The organism is Clostridioides sp. ZZV14-6150 (genome assembly GCF_020657875.1).
Taxonomy (GTDB): Bacteria; Bacillota; Clostridia; order Peptostreptococcales; family Peptostreptococcaceae; genus Clostridioides.
Genome location: NZ_JAGWDA010000024.1, coordinates 25412 through 43348 on the forward strand (window position 1 = coordinate 25412; position 17937 = coordinate 43348).

At 29.0% G+C, this 17937-nt stretch carries 11 protein-coding genes and 3 tRNA genes; all 14 read right to left on the reverse strand.

Features of this window, described 5'->3' with window-relative positions:
* Positions 1-158 precede the first annotated feature (158 nt).
* Complete coding sequence (locus KGF41_RS19105) at positions 159-2336, reverse strand: hypothetical protein (protein ID WP_227842882.1); 2178 nt, start codon at positions 2334-2336, stop codon at positions 159-161.
* 128 nt (positions 2337-2464) lie between these two features.
* Positions 2465-3559, reverse strand: a complete 1095-nt coding sequence (locus tag KGF41_RS19110; RefSeq protein WP_227830190.1) for a PIN/TRAM domain-containing protein — start codon at positions 3557-3559, stop codon at positions 2465-2467.
* An 88-nt stretch (positions 3560-3647) separates the two neighbouring features.
* Positions 3648-4718, reverse strand: a complete 1071-nt coding sequence (disA, locus tag KGF41_RS19115) for a DNA integrity scanning diadenylate cyclase DisA (protein WP_227437106.1) — start codon at positions 4716-4718, stop codon at positions 3648-3650.
* 2 nt (positions 4719-4720) lie between these two features.
* Complete coding sequence (gene radA, locus KGF41_RS19120) at positions 4721-6094, reverse strand: DNA repair protein RadA (protein ID WP_227830191.1); 1374 nt, start codon at positions 6092-6094, stop codon at positions 4721-4723.
* 179 nt (positions 6095-6273) lie between these two features.
* Positions 6274-8721, reverse strand: coding sequence for an ATP-dependent Clp protease ATP-binding subunit (locus tag KGF41_RS19125; protein WP_227842881.1), 2448 nt, complete (start codon positions 8719-8721; stop codon positions 6274-6276).
* Complete coding sequence (locus KGF41_RS19130) at positions 8708-9733, reverse strand: protein arginine kinase (protein WP_227830193.1); 1026 nt, start codon at positions 9731-9733, stop codon at positions 8708-8710. Before KGF41_RS19130 ends, KGF41_RS19125 begins: the two co-directional genes overlap by 14 nt.
* A 15-nt stretch (positions 9734-9748) precedes the next feature.
* On the reverse strand, positions 9749-10243 hold the full coding sequence (locus tag KGF41_RS19135; protein ID WP_227437113.1) for a UvrB/UvrC motif-containing protein: 495 nt from the start codon (positions 10241-10243) through the stop codon (positions 9749-9751).
* A 6-nt stretch (positions 10244-10249) separates the two neighbouring features.
* Complete coding sequence (locus KGF41_RS19140) at positions 10250-10714, reverse strand: CtsR family transcriptional regulator (protein ID WP_227830195.1); 465 nt, start codon at positions 10712-10714, stop codon at positions 10250-10252.
* A gap of 504 nt (positions 10715-11218) precedes the next feature.
* Entirely contained in the window at positions 11219-13147 is a 1929-nt protein-coding gene (locus tag KGF41_RS19145) for an elongation factor G (protein WP_227830196.1), read from the reverse strand.
* Between the two features lie 239 nt (positions 13148-13386).
* A complete protein-coding gene (locus tag KGF41_RS19150; protein ID WP_227842880.1) occupies positions 13387-16818 on the reverse strand; it encodes a pyruvate carboxylase in 3432 nt (1143 codons plus the stop codon).
* A gap of 303 nt (positions 16819-17121) precedes the next feature.
* Positions 17122-17535 carry a hypothetical protein gene (locus tag KGF41_RS19155; RefSeq protein WP_227830198.1) on the reverse strand — a complete coding sequence of 138 codons (414 nt, stop codon included), beginning with the start codon at positions 17533-17535 and terminating at the stop codon, positions 17122-17124.
* 74 nt (positions 17536-17609) lie between these two features.
* Positions 17610-17685: transfer RNA gene (locus KGF41_RS19160), tRNA-Val, on the reverse strand.
* Positions 17686-17697: 12 nt separating this feature from the next.
* Positions 17698-17774, reverse strand: a tRNA-Arg gene (locus tag KGF41_RS19165).
* 7 nt (positions 17775-17781) lie between these two features.
* Positions 17782-17855, reverse strand: a tRNA-Cys gene (locus KGF41_RS19170).
* Positions 17856-17937 lie beyond the last annotated feature (82 nt).

Consider the following 17937-nt stretch of genomic DNA (forward strand, 5'->3'; position numbering starts at 1 on the left):
TATTTTTTATTAACAAATATATAATATATTGTATTTACATAAAAAAGAGTGTCTCATCTATAATCTTAAAAAATTATTTTGAGACACTCTCTTTAATTGTATTATATAAAAATCAATTTAAATTAATATTTTAACCTTTATATAGCGATATCTATAATTTATTCTTTTAATGCTGTCATATTTATACTTAATATAATCATAGGTACAATTACATATATAAAAGCTGTAGCTGATGAAACTATACCAGAATCATTTACTAAAAGAGTGACAAAACATCCTACTACGGATGCTATAAACCCTTTAAATACAATTGGATATTCATTAATTAATTGTTTGAAATATCTAATTTGAGTAAGCATAAGTACTAAAATTACTCCTATTCCAGCTAATAATATATTTACCCATGCACTGGTTTGAGCTAATTTTAAATTCATTTCTATCTTTCTACTAAATGTTTGTATTATTTCTCCTGGACCATTAAAGTAAATGTCTTTTACAAACATACCTAAATGTGAGTTGCTTCCTGAAACTATATCTATTGTTACAAAAACTCCTAAAACAAGTAGTACTGCTATGCCTAACAATATAACTTTTTTAAAATCTATCTTTACATCATATATCAATAATATAAATAGTAAAAATGCTACACATTCAGAAATAGCACTTCCTACATTTGCTCCCATAATTGGAGATGCACTAGTAATTAAAATGGCTAAAGAAAAGACTATTACAGACCATTTTGGTATCTTTTTATATGTCAATAAAATTGCAAATGTAAAAATTGCACTCCCTATTGCCACACCTTGATATTCATTTCCTACACCATAATATCTAGCTCCAATTATACAATCATAGCTCATTACATTACCTTTCATTAGATATGCACCAAGTGCAGAATCTATAACCATAATCAATATAGTTAATCCTGTAAAGAATAGAATATTTTTTAGGTCATTTTTTATTAAAACTTTACTTATTAAATATATAGTAAGTGTTATTATAATTATGCCTAAGGAAATTGCTACTGGTGTTTTAAAGTTCATTATTGGGGTTATCATAAATGACAGAGGCATTACTATTCCTATTTTTAAAAGTTCTTTTAGTATAAAGTATGTTGTTTCTTTGTGTTTTTTTGATATATGTTTTCTAAATAAAATTGCAATCATCGCAACTATCCACGACAAAAAAACTACATTTACAAAACCATTTAATATCACAGACCTTATACTTGAAATAGATACTATCTTTTGATATTCATCCATTAAATATTCTTTATTATCATCTCTATTGATAAGTTCATACTTTCTTCCAACCATATTTGGATTTTTTAAATCAAAACTATCTAGTATGTCTACTCCTACATCTAAATTAGTTACAATACCTTCTCTTCTAGTAGTTGAAGATGACAACAATCCTTTTCCATTCCCACTTAACTTTATTATTGGAGAAAGTCTTCTTTTATTTTTATAATCTAAATCACTTGGAAATGCACTGGCTATGTAAACAGTATCATTTTCTCCAACCATAGAAAATATATTTTTTAAATATTCATCTATATTTTTTTCTATCTTGTCTTTCATGTTTTTATATGTATTTTCATTCAAGTTTGGTTTATATAAATCTAATCTATATGTATCTCCAAGTTCTACAAAAACTACATCACTGTTTTTATAAGCTTCTTTAGTTTCAGCAACAAGCTTAGTATAATCAGTTGATATTCCATAAGGCATAGATAAATCTTTTTTATTGATATTATCTACATTTCCATAAGGAATTCTACCATACTCATCCATAGCTGTTAGGCATAAATTTCTATTTTTTACAAGTTGACCACCTTCAACTATATCTGCATTTCCTAATATGGACGTTTTCAGTTCATTTTCAGATAAACTTTGACCTAATGAACCCAATGTAGAGCCATATTCTCCAAAGTTTAGATTCTCATTTATTGACATATTTATAGTCAAATCATTTATACCTTTTGCTTTCTTACCTGTAACTGATTCAAAAACTATATTTCTATCTTTGCTTGAGCTTTCAAAATTAATATCTTCTTCATTAGCTACATTGGCTCTTCCACCAGCACCCATACTGGCATATGACCTTCTATCATCACTACCTTTATCGCCTCTTATGTTCATCAAGCCAATATACCCTCTATTTTCTAGCTCTTCTCTCAATGATTTTATTCTTAACATATTGTTCATACTAGTTCTATTCATATCTATAAATATTACTTTTCCATGCGTTGGTATATCATCTGCAAAGCTATACTGACTCATCGATATTAATATTATGATAAATGTTGCTAAGAAAGATATAATCTTTTTTCTCATAAATTCTCCCTGCTTTCTGATTTAAATCCTCACACTTAAGAATACATTAAACATTATCGTTATAAATAAATAAATTTGGACCATCTATTTACAATAAACAGCCCAAATTTTAGGTTTATTTGAATATATCAATTTTTAGGTTTTGCAAATATCATTCTACCAGCAGGAGTTTGAAGAACAGAAGTTACTAAAACTTTTATAGTCTCATTCATATGTTTTCTTCCTCCATCAACAACTATCATAGTTCCATCATCTAGATATGCAACACCCTGTTGAGCTTCTTTTCCTTCTTTAACCACTTGAACAACCATATCTTCACCTGGTATTGCAACTGGTTTTATAGCATTAGCCAACTCATTTATATTTAATACTTCAACACCTTGAAATTGAGCAACTTTATTTAAGTTATAATCATTAGTAACAACTTTTCCATTTAATACTTGGGCAAGCTTTAATAATTTACTATCAACTTCTGCTATATCATCAAAGTCCCTTTCACTTATTTCAACCTCTATATTTAATTCTTTCTGAATTATATTTAATATATCCAGACCTCTTCTACCTCTTACTCTTTTTAAATCATCTGAAGAATCTGCAATATGTCTTAGTTCTTCCAAAACAAAAGCAGGGATAATAAGTTTTCCTTCTACAAATCCTGTTTTGCAAATATCAGCTATCCTTCCATCAATTATTACACTTGTATCTAATACTTTTGGAGGTATCGCCTTTACTTCTTTTTTATTATCTTTGTCTTTATCCTTATCTTTAATAGGATTTGCTAATCTTCCTAATTTTCCAATATTAAATAAATCATTTTTACTTTTAAGCGCAACTTTCATTCCAAGATATCCTAGGAATAAATATAATAGTAAAGATAGTATTCCACCTACTATTGGTATTCTGTTTACTAATCCACTCAATAAATATGCAATTACGAATCCTACTATAAGACCCATAGACCCTAATAATATATCCGTTTGAGGATATTTTGATAACTCTTTATCCACAACTTTAGCAATTTCTTTTGTTCTATTTACAACCCACGGCTCTATAAGATATCCTAAAATAGCTATTACTATACCTGCTACTACAGCTGCTATATAACCATACGTTTCTTTTCCAAATGTTAATATTTCAAAATCTCTCATCAATGTTAAATAGGTCGTTATACCTATCGTAAATCCAAGTAAAATAAACAATATCCTTGTTACTTTCCTTATCAATGCTTCACCCCCTAGTTATACTTATCTATTATAGACCAAAGTGTATATTATATTCAAGAAAAAAGTAGTAAAATTCACTTAAAATTCATTATATGTGTCTATCTAATAATACTAATTGTTTCATTTTTATAAGTCCATTTTTTATATATGTTGCTCTTATTTCGCCTATTCCTTCAACTTCATCTAACTCTTCAATAGATGCATCTAATATTTCTTGGAAGTTTTCAAAATAATTTACTAAGTTTTCTATTATTGCTGTTGGTAGTCTATGTATTTTGCTAAGAATTCTATATCCTCTTGTTTTTATAGGCATATCCATACTTTCTGAAAATCCACTATACCCTAATAGTTTTGCCATATTAAATAATTCTATTAGTTCTTCTGAATTTAAATTTTTAACTTTTTTCATAAGTTCTTTTATTTCAGTATTTTCTTTGTTATAATCTTTGAATATTAATTTCTGATCTATTCTAGTTGTACCCATTAATTCCTCTAATTGCATGCTTACTAAAGTTCCTTCATCCCCCAATTCTATCACATATTTTTCAATTATACTTGTAACTCTCATTACCATTTCCATTTTCTGCATGACTAGCGCTACATCATAAATAGTTACCAAATCATTAAACTCTAGAGCATTTAAATTAGTTATAGCTTGGTCTAATACTGTTTTATATTTTTCTAAAGTTTGTATTGCTTGATTTGCCTTAGTAAATATCTTAGATATATCTTCGACCACATACTTCTCATTTCCTCTATAAACTGTTATAACATTTCTTCTTTGTGAAATTCCTATGACTATAGCACCAGTTTGTTTTGCTACTCTTTCTGCCGTCCTATGTCTAGTTCCAGTCTCTGACGTTTCTATAAAGTAATCTGGTATAAGTTGTGCATTAGCAAATAATATTTTCTTTACATCACCACTTAAAACTATCGCTCCATCCATTTTTGCTAATTCATATAGATATGATGGTGAATACTCTGCATTTATAGCAAATCCTCCATCTACTATTTTCATTACATCTTCATTTGTCGCAATTACAATTAAACCACCAGTCTTAGCTCTTAGTACATTGTTTAGACCTAATCTAAGAGGGGTTCCAGGAGATATCATTTTTAATGCATACAGCATATTTTTATTATCCAAAAAATTCTCCATATTTATTGATTCCTCCCAAGTACTATATTTATAGCTTGTCTTAAGTTATCTACTGGCCATATTTCTATACCCTTAGTATCTTTTACAACCTCATAATTACTTCTAGGAACTACTATCTTTTTAAATCCAAGTTTTTTGCACTCAGCAATTCTTTTTTCTATAAAACTTACTGATCTAACTTCTCCTGTAAGCCCTACCTCTCCTGTAACAGCTATATCTTCATCTATAGGTATATTTCTAAAACTAGATGCTACAGAAATAGCTATTCCTAAGTCAATCGAAGGTTCATTTATCTTTATACCTCCAACTATATTTATATATACATCTTGATTTTGTATTTGCAGACCAACACGTTTTTCTAAGACTGCTAATAACATACCAACTCTATTATAATCTACTCCTGTAGATGTTCTTCTTGCTATACCAAAACTTGTCGGCGAAACTAATGCTTGTAATTCAAGTAACATTGGTCTTGTACCTTCTACAGTAGATATTATAACTGAGCCTGCTACATCTTTTGGTTTTTCAGATATCAAAATCTTAGACGGGTTATCAAGCTCTACTAATCCCAAGTCCCTCATTTCAAATACCCCAAGTTCATTTGTTGAACCAAATCTATTTTTAACAGCCCTTACTAATCTATATGTATTATATCTTTCACCTTCAAAATATAAAACAGTATCAACCATATGCTCTAATAATTTTGGCCCTGCTAGTGAACCTTCTTTGGTTACATGACCAACTATGAATGTTGAAATTCCCATTTTTTTAGAAATCTTCATGAATTTTGAAGTACCTTCTTTAATTTGACTGACAGTTCCTGGTGCTGAAGATATTTCTGGACTAAAGACAGTTTGAATTGAGTCTAGAATTATTAATTCTGGATTTACACTTTCTAAATAAGATTCAATTATACTTAAATTATTTTCGGCAAATATATATAAATTTTCTGAATTAATACCTAATCTTTTTGCTCTCATTTTTATCTGTGATTCTGATTCTTCTCCAGTTATATATAAAACAGTCTTTCCTAACTTAGCTACATTACTAGAAACTTGAATTAAAAGTGTGGATTTACCTATACCAGGGTCTCCACCAACAAGTACTAGAGAACCTTTAACTATACCTCCCCCAAGTACTCTATCTAATTCTTTTATATCTGTTGTAAACCTTTCTTCTTCTTTGCTCTCTATTGAAGTTATACTAACTGGTTTAGATGAAGATTTATCTATTATAAAGACCTCTTTTTTTGTGCTTTTTTGATCTACTTCTTCTACAAATGTATTCCATTTTGTACACTCTGGACATTTTCCAAGCCACTTAGCTGTTTCATATCCACAGGATTGACATACATATTTAGTTTTTATTTTTGCCATATTTTAATCATCCTTAATTTATTATTCTATACTATAATTTTAGCATATGTGAAAGAGAATAGGTAAAGATTAAATAAAATAATTAAGGACAATGAATTATTATAGATTCATTGCCCTTAAAATTTTCTTTAAACTATAAAACTTATATCTATAAGATTTTAAAATGCAACTCTATTGAATTATTTAGTTTCAAAAACTATTTTTTCATCTTTAACTTTTGCTATTATATTACTTCCTTTTTTTACATCACCTTTTAAAATCGCTTCAGATAACTCATCTTCTAGTTCTTTTTGTAAGGCTCTTTTAAGAGGTCTTGCTCCATATTCCAAATCAAACCCAGATTTAGAAATTAAATTTATAGCTTCATCACTCATTTCTAGTTTTATATCCATATCTTTTAGTCTTTCTTGTAATTTGTCTACCATTAAAATTACTATTTTAGATATGTGTTCTGCATTTAATGAATGGAAAACTATTATATCATCTATTCTATTTAAAAACTCTGGTCTAAATCTTTGCTTTAATTCACCCATTATGTTTTCTTTCATTTTTTCATATTGAGACTTTTCTTCTTCGTCTCCTTTAGCTATACTAAACCCTAAAGTTTTTTGTCTACCAATTGTAGATGCACCAACATTTGATGTCATTATAACAATAGTATTCTTAAAGTCAACAGTTCTTCCTTTTGAATCTGTTAATCTACCATCATCTAGAATTTGTAATAGAATATTAAACACATCTGGATGAGCTTTTTCTATCTCATCAAATAAAATAACTGAATATGGGTTTCTTCTTACTTTTTCAGTTAATTGACCTCCTTCATCATGACCTATATAACCAGGAGGTGAACCTATCATTCTTGATACAGCATGTTTTTCCATATATTCAGACATATCAATTCTTATTATTTGATTTTCATCTCCAAATTGCACTTCTGCTAATGCCTTAGATAATTCTGTTTTTCCTACTCCTGTAGGCCCTAAAAATAAAAATGAACCAATTGGTCTATTAGGATCCTTAAGACCCGCTCTTGACCTTCTTATTGCCTTGGAAATAGATTTTACTGCTTGTTCTTGACCTATAACTCTATTGTGTAAGATTTCTTCAAGTTTTAAAAGTCTATCAGCTTCTTCCTCAAGAATTTTATTAACAGGTATTCCTGTCCATAAACCTACTACTTCAGCAATGACTTCTCCATCAACTAAATCAGAATGTTTAGATGATTTATTCCATCTTTCTCTAACATCTTCTAATTGTTTTTTAAGTATACCTTGCTCATCTCTTATTTTTGCTGCTTTCTCGAAATCTTGGCATCTTACTGCCTCTTCTTTTTCTTTATCTATATTTTCTATTTCTAATTCTAATTTTTTTATTTCGGCTGGAGGAGTATTTTCCTTTAGCCTAACTTTTGATGCTGCTTCATCAATCAAATCTATCGCTTTATCTGGTAGATATCTATCTGATATATATCTAGTTGATAATTCTACAGCTGTTTTTATAGCATCATCAGTTATTTTGACTTTGTGATGAGCTTCATATTTATCTCTCAATCCTTCTAATATTTTTATTGAATCTTCTTTACTTGGTTCATCCACCATAACTGGTTGGAATCTTCTTTCTAGTGCAGAGTCTTTTTCAACATGCTTTCTATACTCATCTATTGTTGTTGCACCTATAACTTGTATTTCGCCTCTAGCTAACGCAGGTTTTAATATATTTGACGCATCTATAGAGCCTTCTCCTGTAGACCCAGCTCCTATTATGGTATGCATCTCGTCTATAAATAAAATTATATTTCCGTTTTTAACAACTTCATCTACAACTTCTTTAATTCTTTCTTCAAATTCTCCTCTGTACTTAGCACCAGCTAATAAAGAACCCATCTCTAAAGAATACAGCGTTTTACTTTTTAGTGTTTCTGGAACATTACCTAATGCTATGTTTGTTGCTAGACCTTCAGCTATAGCTGTTTTACCTACTCCTGGGTCTCCTATTAGCACAGGATTGTTTTTAGTTCTTCTACTTAATATTTGTATAACTCTTTGTATTTCTTTTTCTCTTCCTATAACAGGGTCTATTTTATTTTGTTTTGCATATAGTGTAAGATTTCTTCCATATTTATCGAGAATCTTAGACTCTGTTTGATTTTGGTTGCCCGTGTAACTATTTTCTGATTTATATTGATTATTATCACTTATACCCATCATATCAATTGTTAATTGGGCTAGAGTTCTGTCATTTACACCTGCATAGTTCAAAACTTTATTGGCTATTCCTTCACCTTCTTGAATAATAGCTAATAATATATGCTCAGTTCCTATATAATTTGTTTTTAATTTATTTGCAAACATTCCTGATAGTTCCAATATTTGTTTACTTCTTGGGCTTAATACTATATCCTCTGGGATTCCTTCACCCTTACCTTCCATATCAATTATTTTGCCTTCTAAATAAGCCTCTGTAAATCCAACCTTACTTAGAACTTTGGCAGCTATTCCTTCTTCTTCTTTTAAAAGACCTAAAAGTATATGCTCGCTTCCAACAATATTATGTCCTAAGTTTTTAGCAGACTCAAACGCTAAATCAATTGCTTTTTTAGCTCTTTGTGTAAATCTATTGAAGTTCATAATTTATCCCTCCTCTTAATTTTTCCAAAGTTTCTCTAATGTATGTTGCTCTATTTATATCTCTATTCTCAACATCATCACTCTTATACATTATTGACTGATGTGCTGGTTGTATACCTATCATAAGTTGTTCTATAGCTTTTAAATCTAATTTTTTTATATAGTTCATTTCTATTCCCATTTTTATATTTGATAGATGGCTCATTGCCTCTGAACTACTCATTACCCTTGAATTTTCAAGTGTTCCTATTGACCTAAATATTTTATCTTCTAATTTTATACCCAATTTTTTTTGTAATATTTCTCTGGCTTTCACTTCTTTTGAAATTGCATCCTTTGTAAGGCCACTTACATTCTCTATAATATTAGACTCTGTTCTTCCAAGTGTAAGCTGATTAGATATTTGGTATATATTTCCCAATGCTTCTGTTCGCTCTCCATATATACCTCTTATTGCTATACCTATTTGTGATGAAATCTTATAAAGTTCATCCATATAACCTAATTGACTTAATGCAGGCAAGTGCATCATCACAGAAGCTCTCATTCCAGTTCCTGTGTTAGTTGGGCAAGATGTTAGATAACCCAACTTTGTACTAAATGCATATTCTAAATTTGATTCTAATAAATCATCTATCTCATTTGCTATGTTATAAGCATTTTCTAAATTTAAATCATCACATATAGTTTGTATTCTTATATGGTCTTCTTCATTTATCATTATACTTACAGTTTTATCTTTTTTTACTATAACAGCGCTTTTATCATTTTCTGCTAAGTCTGGACTTATCATATGCTCTTCAACCATAAGCATCTTTTTAGATTGGTCTAAATCTTCAATCTTATAGAAATCAAACTCTTCTTTATGTTCTAAACTAGAATTCATAAATGCATTTTTTACCTTTTCTATTATTTCCATAGCACACTCTTTATCTAATCTATTTGGAAAAGGATAATTGTTCAAGTTCCTAGCTAGCCTAACTCTTGATTTCATGACTATATTCTCTTTCATAATATCACTCCAATCTTAGTCAATAGAGCCTTTTAAATACTTAATCTTATCTCTAAATTGAGCAGCTAATTCATACTCTTCATTTTTTATAGCTCTATCTAAATCTTCTTTTAATTCTCTAATCTCATTTTCTACACTTATTTTATAAAATGATTTTTTAGGAGCCTTACCTATATGTTCTATATGGCCATGTATATTTTGAAGCATTGGATTTACTTGACTGCTAAATGCATTGTAACATTCACTGCATCCAAATCTTCCATTATTCTTAAATTCACTATATGTCATATTACATTTTTGGCAAACTAACTTTTCTTCAAGCTCTTTTTTAGGTTGAAATCCTAAGTTAGAAAATATATCCATCATTGAAAAAGGCATATCTAAATTAAAATTCATCTCTGTATTCTCTTTAGCACATTCACTACACAGATACATTTCAGTCTTTTCTCCATTGACTATTTTATTGTAATATACAGATGCTTTATTCTTATTACATTTTTGACATAGCATAAATTATCACTCCTCTATACTAAATACTCCTATTATTATATTCTTTAAAACATTAGACCTTACCTTCTCTTTTAATTCATATACTGGCATACATAATGACTTATCATCTATTGCATATAATATTAGTTTTAATTCTCTTTCGCTAATCAAGTCTGATTCTCTCAAACTTTCTACCAACTCTTTTGCCTTCTTATAGGATATTTGGCTTCCTATTCTTTCATTCAATATTTCTCTAATATGTCCATCTTTACTTCTTCGTATTTTTTCTATCTGAACATATCCTCCGCCACCTTTTTTGCTTTCTATATAATAACCTTTATCTATGGTAAACCTTGTCGTTAAAACATAATTTATTTGTGATGGTGCACAACTAAACAAGTTTGCTAGTTCATTTCTTTGAATTTGTATACTACTATCTTCTTCCATCAAATCTTTAATAAATTTTTCAATTATATCTGTCATAGTTGCCATTTATATCACCACACACCTTTTTATTTTTGACTTTCTTTGACTACTATTTTACACCTATTATTTAAATTTTTAAAGCCCTAAATTGTGTAAATTTATTTTTTTCATAATAATTTAAATGTAAGTGTCCATCTTTTTTTAAATATAAGCTTCTACTTCTTACATTTACAATAATTAAGTTTTAAAATTCTTGGTTATTAATTTATTTTTAATGTATCTATACCTTGTATTTGTAAATATACCTTCATATCATTATTATTAAACATTTCTAAAAATAATAATATAAAAAGATACTTTCTTTTATTAAAACAGTTTAAGAAAGTATCTTTTATTCTTCACATTTTTTATTACTTTAATTTGATTTTTTCTTGTTTTTTATAAAAACACATAAAAACTAGATATATACTTATTTAAAATAAGCATATACCTAGCTTTAATTACAAAATTATTTTTATATAATATTATATAATAGATGGATATTAATTATATAATATTATATCTTCTTTATTACTTTGCAGTAACTAATCCAATTATTTTTTCTGCAAATTGTGATGGAACTTCTCCATATCTTTCTAATTCCATTTCAAAGTATCCTCTACCTTGTGTCATTGCTCTTAAATCTATTGCATATTTAAATGTCTCTGCTTGTGGAGCCTCTGCAAATATTATTTGTTTTCCTTTATTATCTGGCTCCATACCAAATATTTTACCTCTTCTCTTGTTTATATCTCCCATAACATCTCCCATATATTCTTCTGGAACAGTTATCTTAAGTTTCATAATAGGCTCTAATAATATTGGATGAGCTTCCTCCATACCTTTTTTAAAGGCTGCACTTGCTGCCATCTTAAAAGCCATTTCAGAAGAATCTACATCATGATATGAACCATCATAAAGTGTAGCCTTTATATTTGTAACAGGGAAACCAGCCAATACCCCTTTTTGCATAGAATCTTTTAAACCTTTTTCTACTGCTGGTATATATTGTTTTGGTACAGAACCACCAAATATTTCTTCTGCAAATTCAAAATCAGATTCACATCTTTCAAATCTTATCTTTACATCTCCATATTGACCATGGCCACCTGATTGTTTCTTATGTTTCCCTTGTACATCAGCTGTTTCCTTTATAGTTTCTCTATAAGGAACTTTAAGGTCATTTAATTCAACATCTACCCCAAACTTATCTTTCATTTTATTTTTAATTGTTTTTATGTGAAGTTCCCCTTGTCCTCCTAAAAGAGCTTGCTTTGTCTCTGTATTTCTATACCAATGTAATGTAGGGTCTTCCTCTACAAGTTTGTTTAATACAGCAGCTACCTTTTCTTCATCACCCTTATTTTTAGGATTGACAGCATAATATATTTGTGGTTTTGGGAAATCTATCTTATCTAAAGCTTCTGCATCTTTATCTACAGATATAGTATCTCCTGTTTTTAGAGAATTAACTTTAGTTACAACTACTACATCACCAGCCTTAGCTTTTTCTATTTCAACTAACTCACTATTTCTCAATGTATATATGTTAGCTATTTTTTCTTTTATGTTTTTGTTTATATTAAAAATTTCTTTATCTTTAGAAATTGTACCTTGAGTAATTTTTATATATGACATTTTTCCTACAAATGGGTCGACCATAGTTTTAAATACTAATCCTTTAAATGGCTTACTCTCTTCTGTAAATATAGGTTCTATATAATTTGATATTGTATCTAATATTTCTTTTGTCCCTATGTTATTTATAGTTGAACCACATATTACAGGTATAATATCTCCTCTTTGTATACCTATAACAATACCTTTTTGGATTTCTTCTGTAGTTAACTCTTCTCCATTAAAATACTTATCTAATATTTGGTCATCTGTTTCTGCTATAAGTTCCATTAAAGCTTCTTTTACACTCATAGCTTGTTCTTTAAATTCACCTTCTAAATCATCTATATTTTCAAATACATTATGTAACTTGACAAAGTTTTTATCTTTGTATATAGGACTTATCATTGGAACTATCTTATTATTGTATTTTTCTCTTAACATTGCTATTGCATCTTTATATCTTGCTTTTTCATTATCTATTTTATTTATAAACATTATCTTAGGAATACTCTCAGTTAGTTCTAATGATTTCTCTGTACCAACTTGAATAGGTGCTGTTGCATCTATTACTATTATTGCTGCATCACTTGCTCTAAGAGATGATACAACGTCTCCGCTAAAGTCAAAATATCCTGGTGTATCCAATAAGTTAAACTTATAGTCATTATATTCTATAGGTATTAATCCCATACTATAAGTCATATTTACCTTGTCAGTTAATTTAGGTATCTTATTAGTGTTTGCTGTGTAAGCTATAGTTTCGATTAGATTTGTTTTACCACATCCGCTATGTCCTAATACCGCTACATTTCTCAACATATTACTATCATAAACTTTCATATAAGCACCCACCTTTTAAATTTATGTATTTTCTCTTAGCTGTTATTTCCTAAGAAATAGTCTAGAAAATGTTTATTATTTTTAGAATTTTTAGATAACATTTTCCTTACTAGCTTTATTTCTACATAGGGATATAATTTTCCTCTTTTTTTTAACAAATATTTAATTTAAATAAATAAAAACACTCTAAATATTTAATAAAAATATTTTAGAGTGTTTTATAAGTTGTTTTAATTCAATTATTTCATTATCATTAATAATTGTTTATCTTCAACCATATCATCTTCTTTTACTTTAATTGATTTAATTACTCCATCAGTCTTAGCAACTATTATAGTTTCCATTTTCATTGCTTCTATAACTATTAATGGTTGATTTGCTTTTACTTCATCTTCTTCTTTAACCATTATCTTTATAACTTTTCCTGGTATACTTGCTCCGATTTGAAGTGGATCATTCATATCAGCTTTCTCAACATTAGTAACTTTTCCAGAGAAGTTTCTATCTTTTATTTCCACTTCTCTAACCATTCCATTTAATTCAAAACCTATAGTTCTAAATCCATCTTCTTTAACTTCGCCAACTTCAACTAATCTTATTGTTAATACTTTACCTTCTTCTATTTCTACTTCACATTCTTCATTTTTATTTAATCCATAGAAGAATACATCACTTTCAAGTTTAGATATATCATTATAATGTTGTAAATGTTTAATATAGTCTTCATAAACTTTTGGATATAAAGCATAACTTATAACATTTCTTATATTTGCATTTATATCATATTTTTCATTTAGATATTTTGCTATCTCATCAAAATCTTCTGCTGGTAATAGTGAACCTGGTCTTACTGTAATAGCTTCTTCACCTTTTAAAACTACTTCTTGTAAATCTTTTGGTACTCCACCTTCTGGTTGACCAATCATACCTTTACAGTAGTCTACAACAGAATCTGGGAATGATAAGTTCTTACCTTCTTCTATTATATTATCTTTATCTAATTTATTTTTAGTCATAAAGATAGCTAAATCTCCTACAACTTTTGAAGATGGTGTTACTTTTATTATATCTCCTACAACTTCATTAGCTTCTTTATATTTTTCTTTAACTTCATCAAATCTATTAACTAATCCTAAACTATCAGCTTGAGGTTTTAAGTTTGTATATTGACCTCCTGGTATTTCAAAATTATATATTTCTGCACAAGAGTTAGTTAAGTCACTTTCAAATTTGTTATAAACTTTTCTTAAATCCTTATAGTATTTTCCTAACTCATCATATCCAAATAAATCTATACCTGTATCTCTTTCTGTATTTTTAAGAGCTTCTACTATTGCATTAAGCGATGGTTGACTTGTAAGCCCTGCCATAGATTCTAATGCAGCATCAATTATATCTACACCAGCTTCTGATGCCATCAAACAAGTTGCCACACCATTTCCACTTGTATCATGAGTGTGTAAATGTATTGGTGCTTTTACATTTTTCTTTAGTTCTTTGACTAATGTATAAGCAGAGTATGGTTTAAGAAGTCCTGACATATCTTTTATTGCTATTATATCTGCTCCTAAACTTTCTAACTCTTTTGCCATCTTAATATAATATTCTAAGTCATATTTAGTTTTAGTCTTATCTAATATATCACCTGTATAACACATAGTTGCTTCAACTATTTTTCCAGTTTCTAGAGCTGTATTAATAGATGGTTTCATATTTTCAACCCAGTTTAATGAGTCGAATATTCTAAATACATCTATTCCTTGTTTAGCAGACTCTTTTGTGAATTCTTCTATTACATTATCTGGATAGTTTTTATATCCAACTCCATTTGATGCTCTAAGCAACATTTGGAACATTATACTTGGTATTTCTTCTCTTAGTTTTTGTAATCTACGCCAAGGTGACTCTTTTAAGAATCTATATGCAACATCATAAGTAGCTCCACCCCACATTTCAAGTGAGAATAAATCTTTTTGATATTTTTCTGTTGGTTTAGCAGCTTTTAGTAAGTCATATGTTCTTAATCTTGTTGCCAATAATGATTGATGTGCATCTCTCATTGTTGTGTCTGTTAATAATAGTTTTTTATCATTTTTTATTTTTTCTATATATGCAGATTTACCTAACTTATCAAAAAGTATCTTACTTCCTTCTGCCTTTGAACCATCTTTATTCATTCTTGGTTCATGTAACGCATCAAATAATGGTTTTTCTTGACAAGCGTTATCATTTACAATTACATCACCTATAAATTGAAGTAATTTTGTTCCTCTATCTTTACTTTCTGTTATTTCAAATAAATCTGGATTTTCATCTATAAATTTAGTACTACATTTACCATTTGAGAATATAGGATTATTTAAGACATTAACTAAAAATCCTACGTTAGTCTTAACACCTCTAACTCTAAGTTCTTTTATAGATCTTATAGTTTTATTTATTGCTCCTTGGAATGTTCTATCCCAAGATATTGTCTTAACCAATAAACTATCATAGTGAGGACTTATGTTTGCTCCTGTAAATCCATTTCCACCATCTAGTCTTATACCAAATCCTGAACCAGTTCTATAAACTTGAATTTTACCTGTGTCTGGCATAAATCTATTTTTAGGGTCTTCTGTAGTTATTCTACATTGGATAGAATATCCTCTTATTTCAACATCATCTTGTGATTTTATATTTATTTCTTCACTATCTAAACTGTATCCTTGAGCTATTAATATTTGACTTTGAACTATATCTATTCCTGTAACCATTTCTGTTACAGTATGCTCAACTTGTACTCTTGTATTCATTTCTATAAAATAATGACCACCATTTGCATCTACTAAGAATTCTAGTGTCCCTGCATTAGAATATCCTACATATCTTGATAACTTGACTGCATCATCACATATTTCTTTTCTTACTTTTTCATCTAATGAAAATGCTGGTGCATATTCTATTATCTTTTGATGTCTTCTTTGAACAGAACAATCTCTTTCGTATAAATGAACTATATTTCCATAGTTATCCCCTAATATTTGAACTTCTATATGCTTTGGATCAGCTATATATTTTTCTATGAATATAATATCTTCACCAAAAGCTTTTCTTGATTCACTACAAGCAGTTTCATATTCAAGTTCTAAATCTTTTTCATGATGTACGATTCTCATACCTCTACCGCCACCACCATTAGATGCTTTTATCATAACAGGATAACCTATTTTATTTGCAACTTCTTTTGCTTCTTCAGTACTTCTTATTGCTTTTTCCACTCCTGGTATAGTTTGAACATTAACTTCTTTTGCAATTTTTTTAGAGTTTATCTTATCCCCCATCATATTCATTACTTTAGATGATGGGCCTATAAAAGTAATTCCATTTTCTTCACATTTACGAGCAAATTCTGCATTTTCTGCTAGAAAACCATATCCTGGATGTATAGCGTCAACTTTTTTTCTCTTTGCTAAGTCTATTATTCCATCCATATCTAGGTATGCATCTATTGGACCTTTGCCTTCCCCTATTAAATACGATTCATCTGCTTTTGTTCTAAATAATCCATATTTATCTTCTTTACTATATATACCAACACTTTTTATCCCCAATTCTGAACAGGCTCTAAATATTCTTATAGCTATTTCGCCTCTATTAGCTACTAGTATTTTATTAAACTTTTTAAGCATACTCTATTCTTCTCCTTTATTGTTTGTGTAATATTAAAGATTATAGACTAAAATACTTTATTTTTGAAGATGTTTAAGCAAGTTCCTTAATTAATAAGATAAATTTATAAATATATATAACTTTTAGACTGTCTAAACTCAATTTACCTCACTAAAATTAAGGGATTTTTTATGGAATTTCAGACAAACTTGTGTGAAAATTTCTACAATTGATTTTATTTTATACTATTTTTTTCTCTGTTTACATAATTATTTTCATCTTTACGTAATATTTCACATACTTTTCTCAATATAGTTCATATCTTAATCTATCTGTCTTAACAAACGTTTTATTACATCAGAAAGTTTTAGATGACCTAAATCTGCATATGCTATAACTAGTATTATTTTTACTACTCCTTCTACCTCATCTAATTTATATGCTCTAGCATTTATTATTGTGTACTTTGGCATAAGTTCTTCTAAATCTAGTGCAAGTTCATCAGATAAAGTCATATACTCATCAAACTTTTCCTCATCAGATAAAGTCATATACTCATCTTGTTCACTTATAATAGTATCTAAGTAATCCAAATTTATACTTAATTGATAAGCTATTACATCCTCTCTTTTTGTACTTTTACTTAAATCCTTCTCAACTTTGAATTTACTATTTTTATCTATGATTATTTTAAGTTCTTCACTATCAACTATTTCATTTCCTATAATTATATACAAATTTTTTACCTCCTAAATATAAATCTTTTTTAATCAAAAATAAAACCTCTAGTAAAATTACTAGAGGTTTGCACTGGTGGGATTAACAGGGCTCGAACCTGTGACCCCCTGCTTGTAAGGCAGGTGCTCTCCCAGCTGAGCTATAATCCCTCGATGTTTATATGGTGCGCCCAAAGGGACTCGAACCCCTAACCTTCTGATTCGTAGTCAGACACTCTATCCAGTTGAGCTATGAGCGCATTTTATTGGAGGCGACACCCAGATTCGAACTGGGGATCAAGGAGTTGCAGTCCACTGCCTTACCACTTGGCTATGTCGCCACCTTTTTGGTGATCTATCCGCGACTCGAACGCGGGACACCCTGATTAAAAGTCAGGTGCTCTACCGACTGAGCTAATAGAC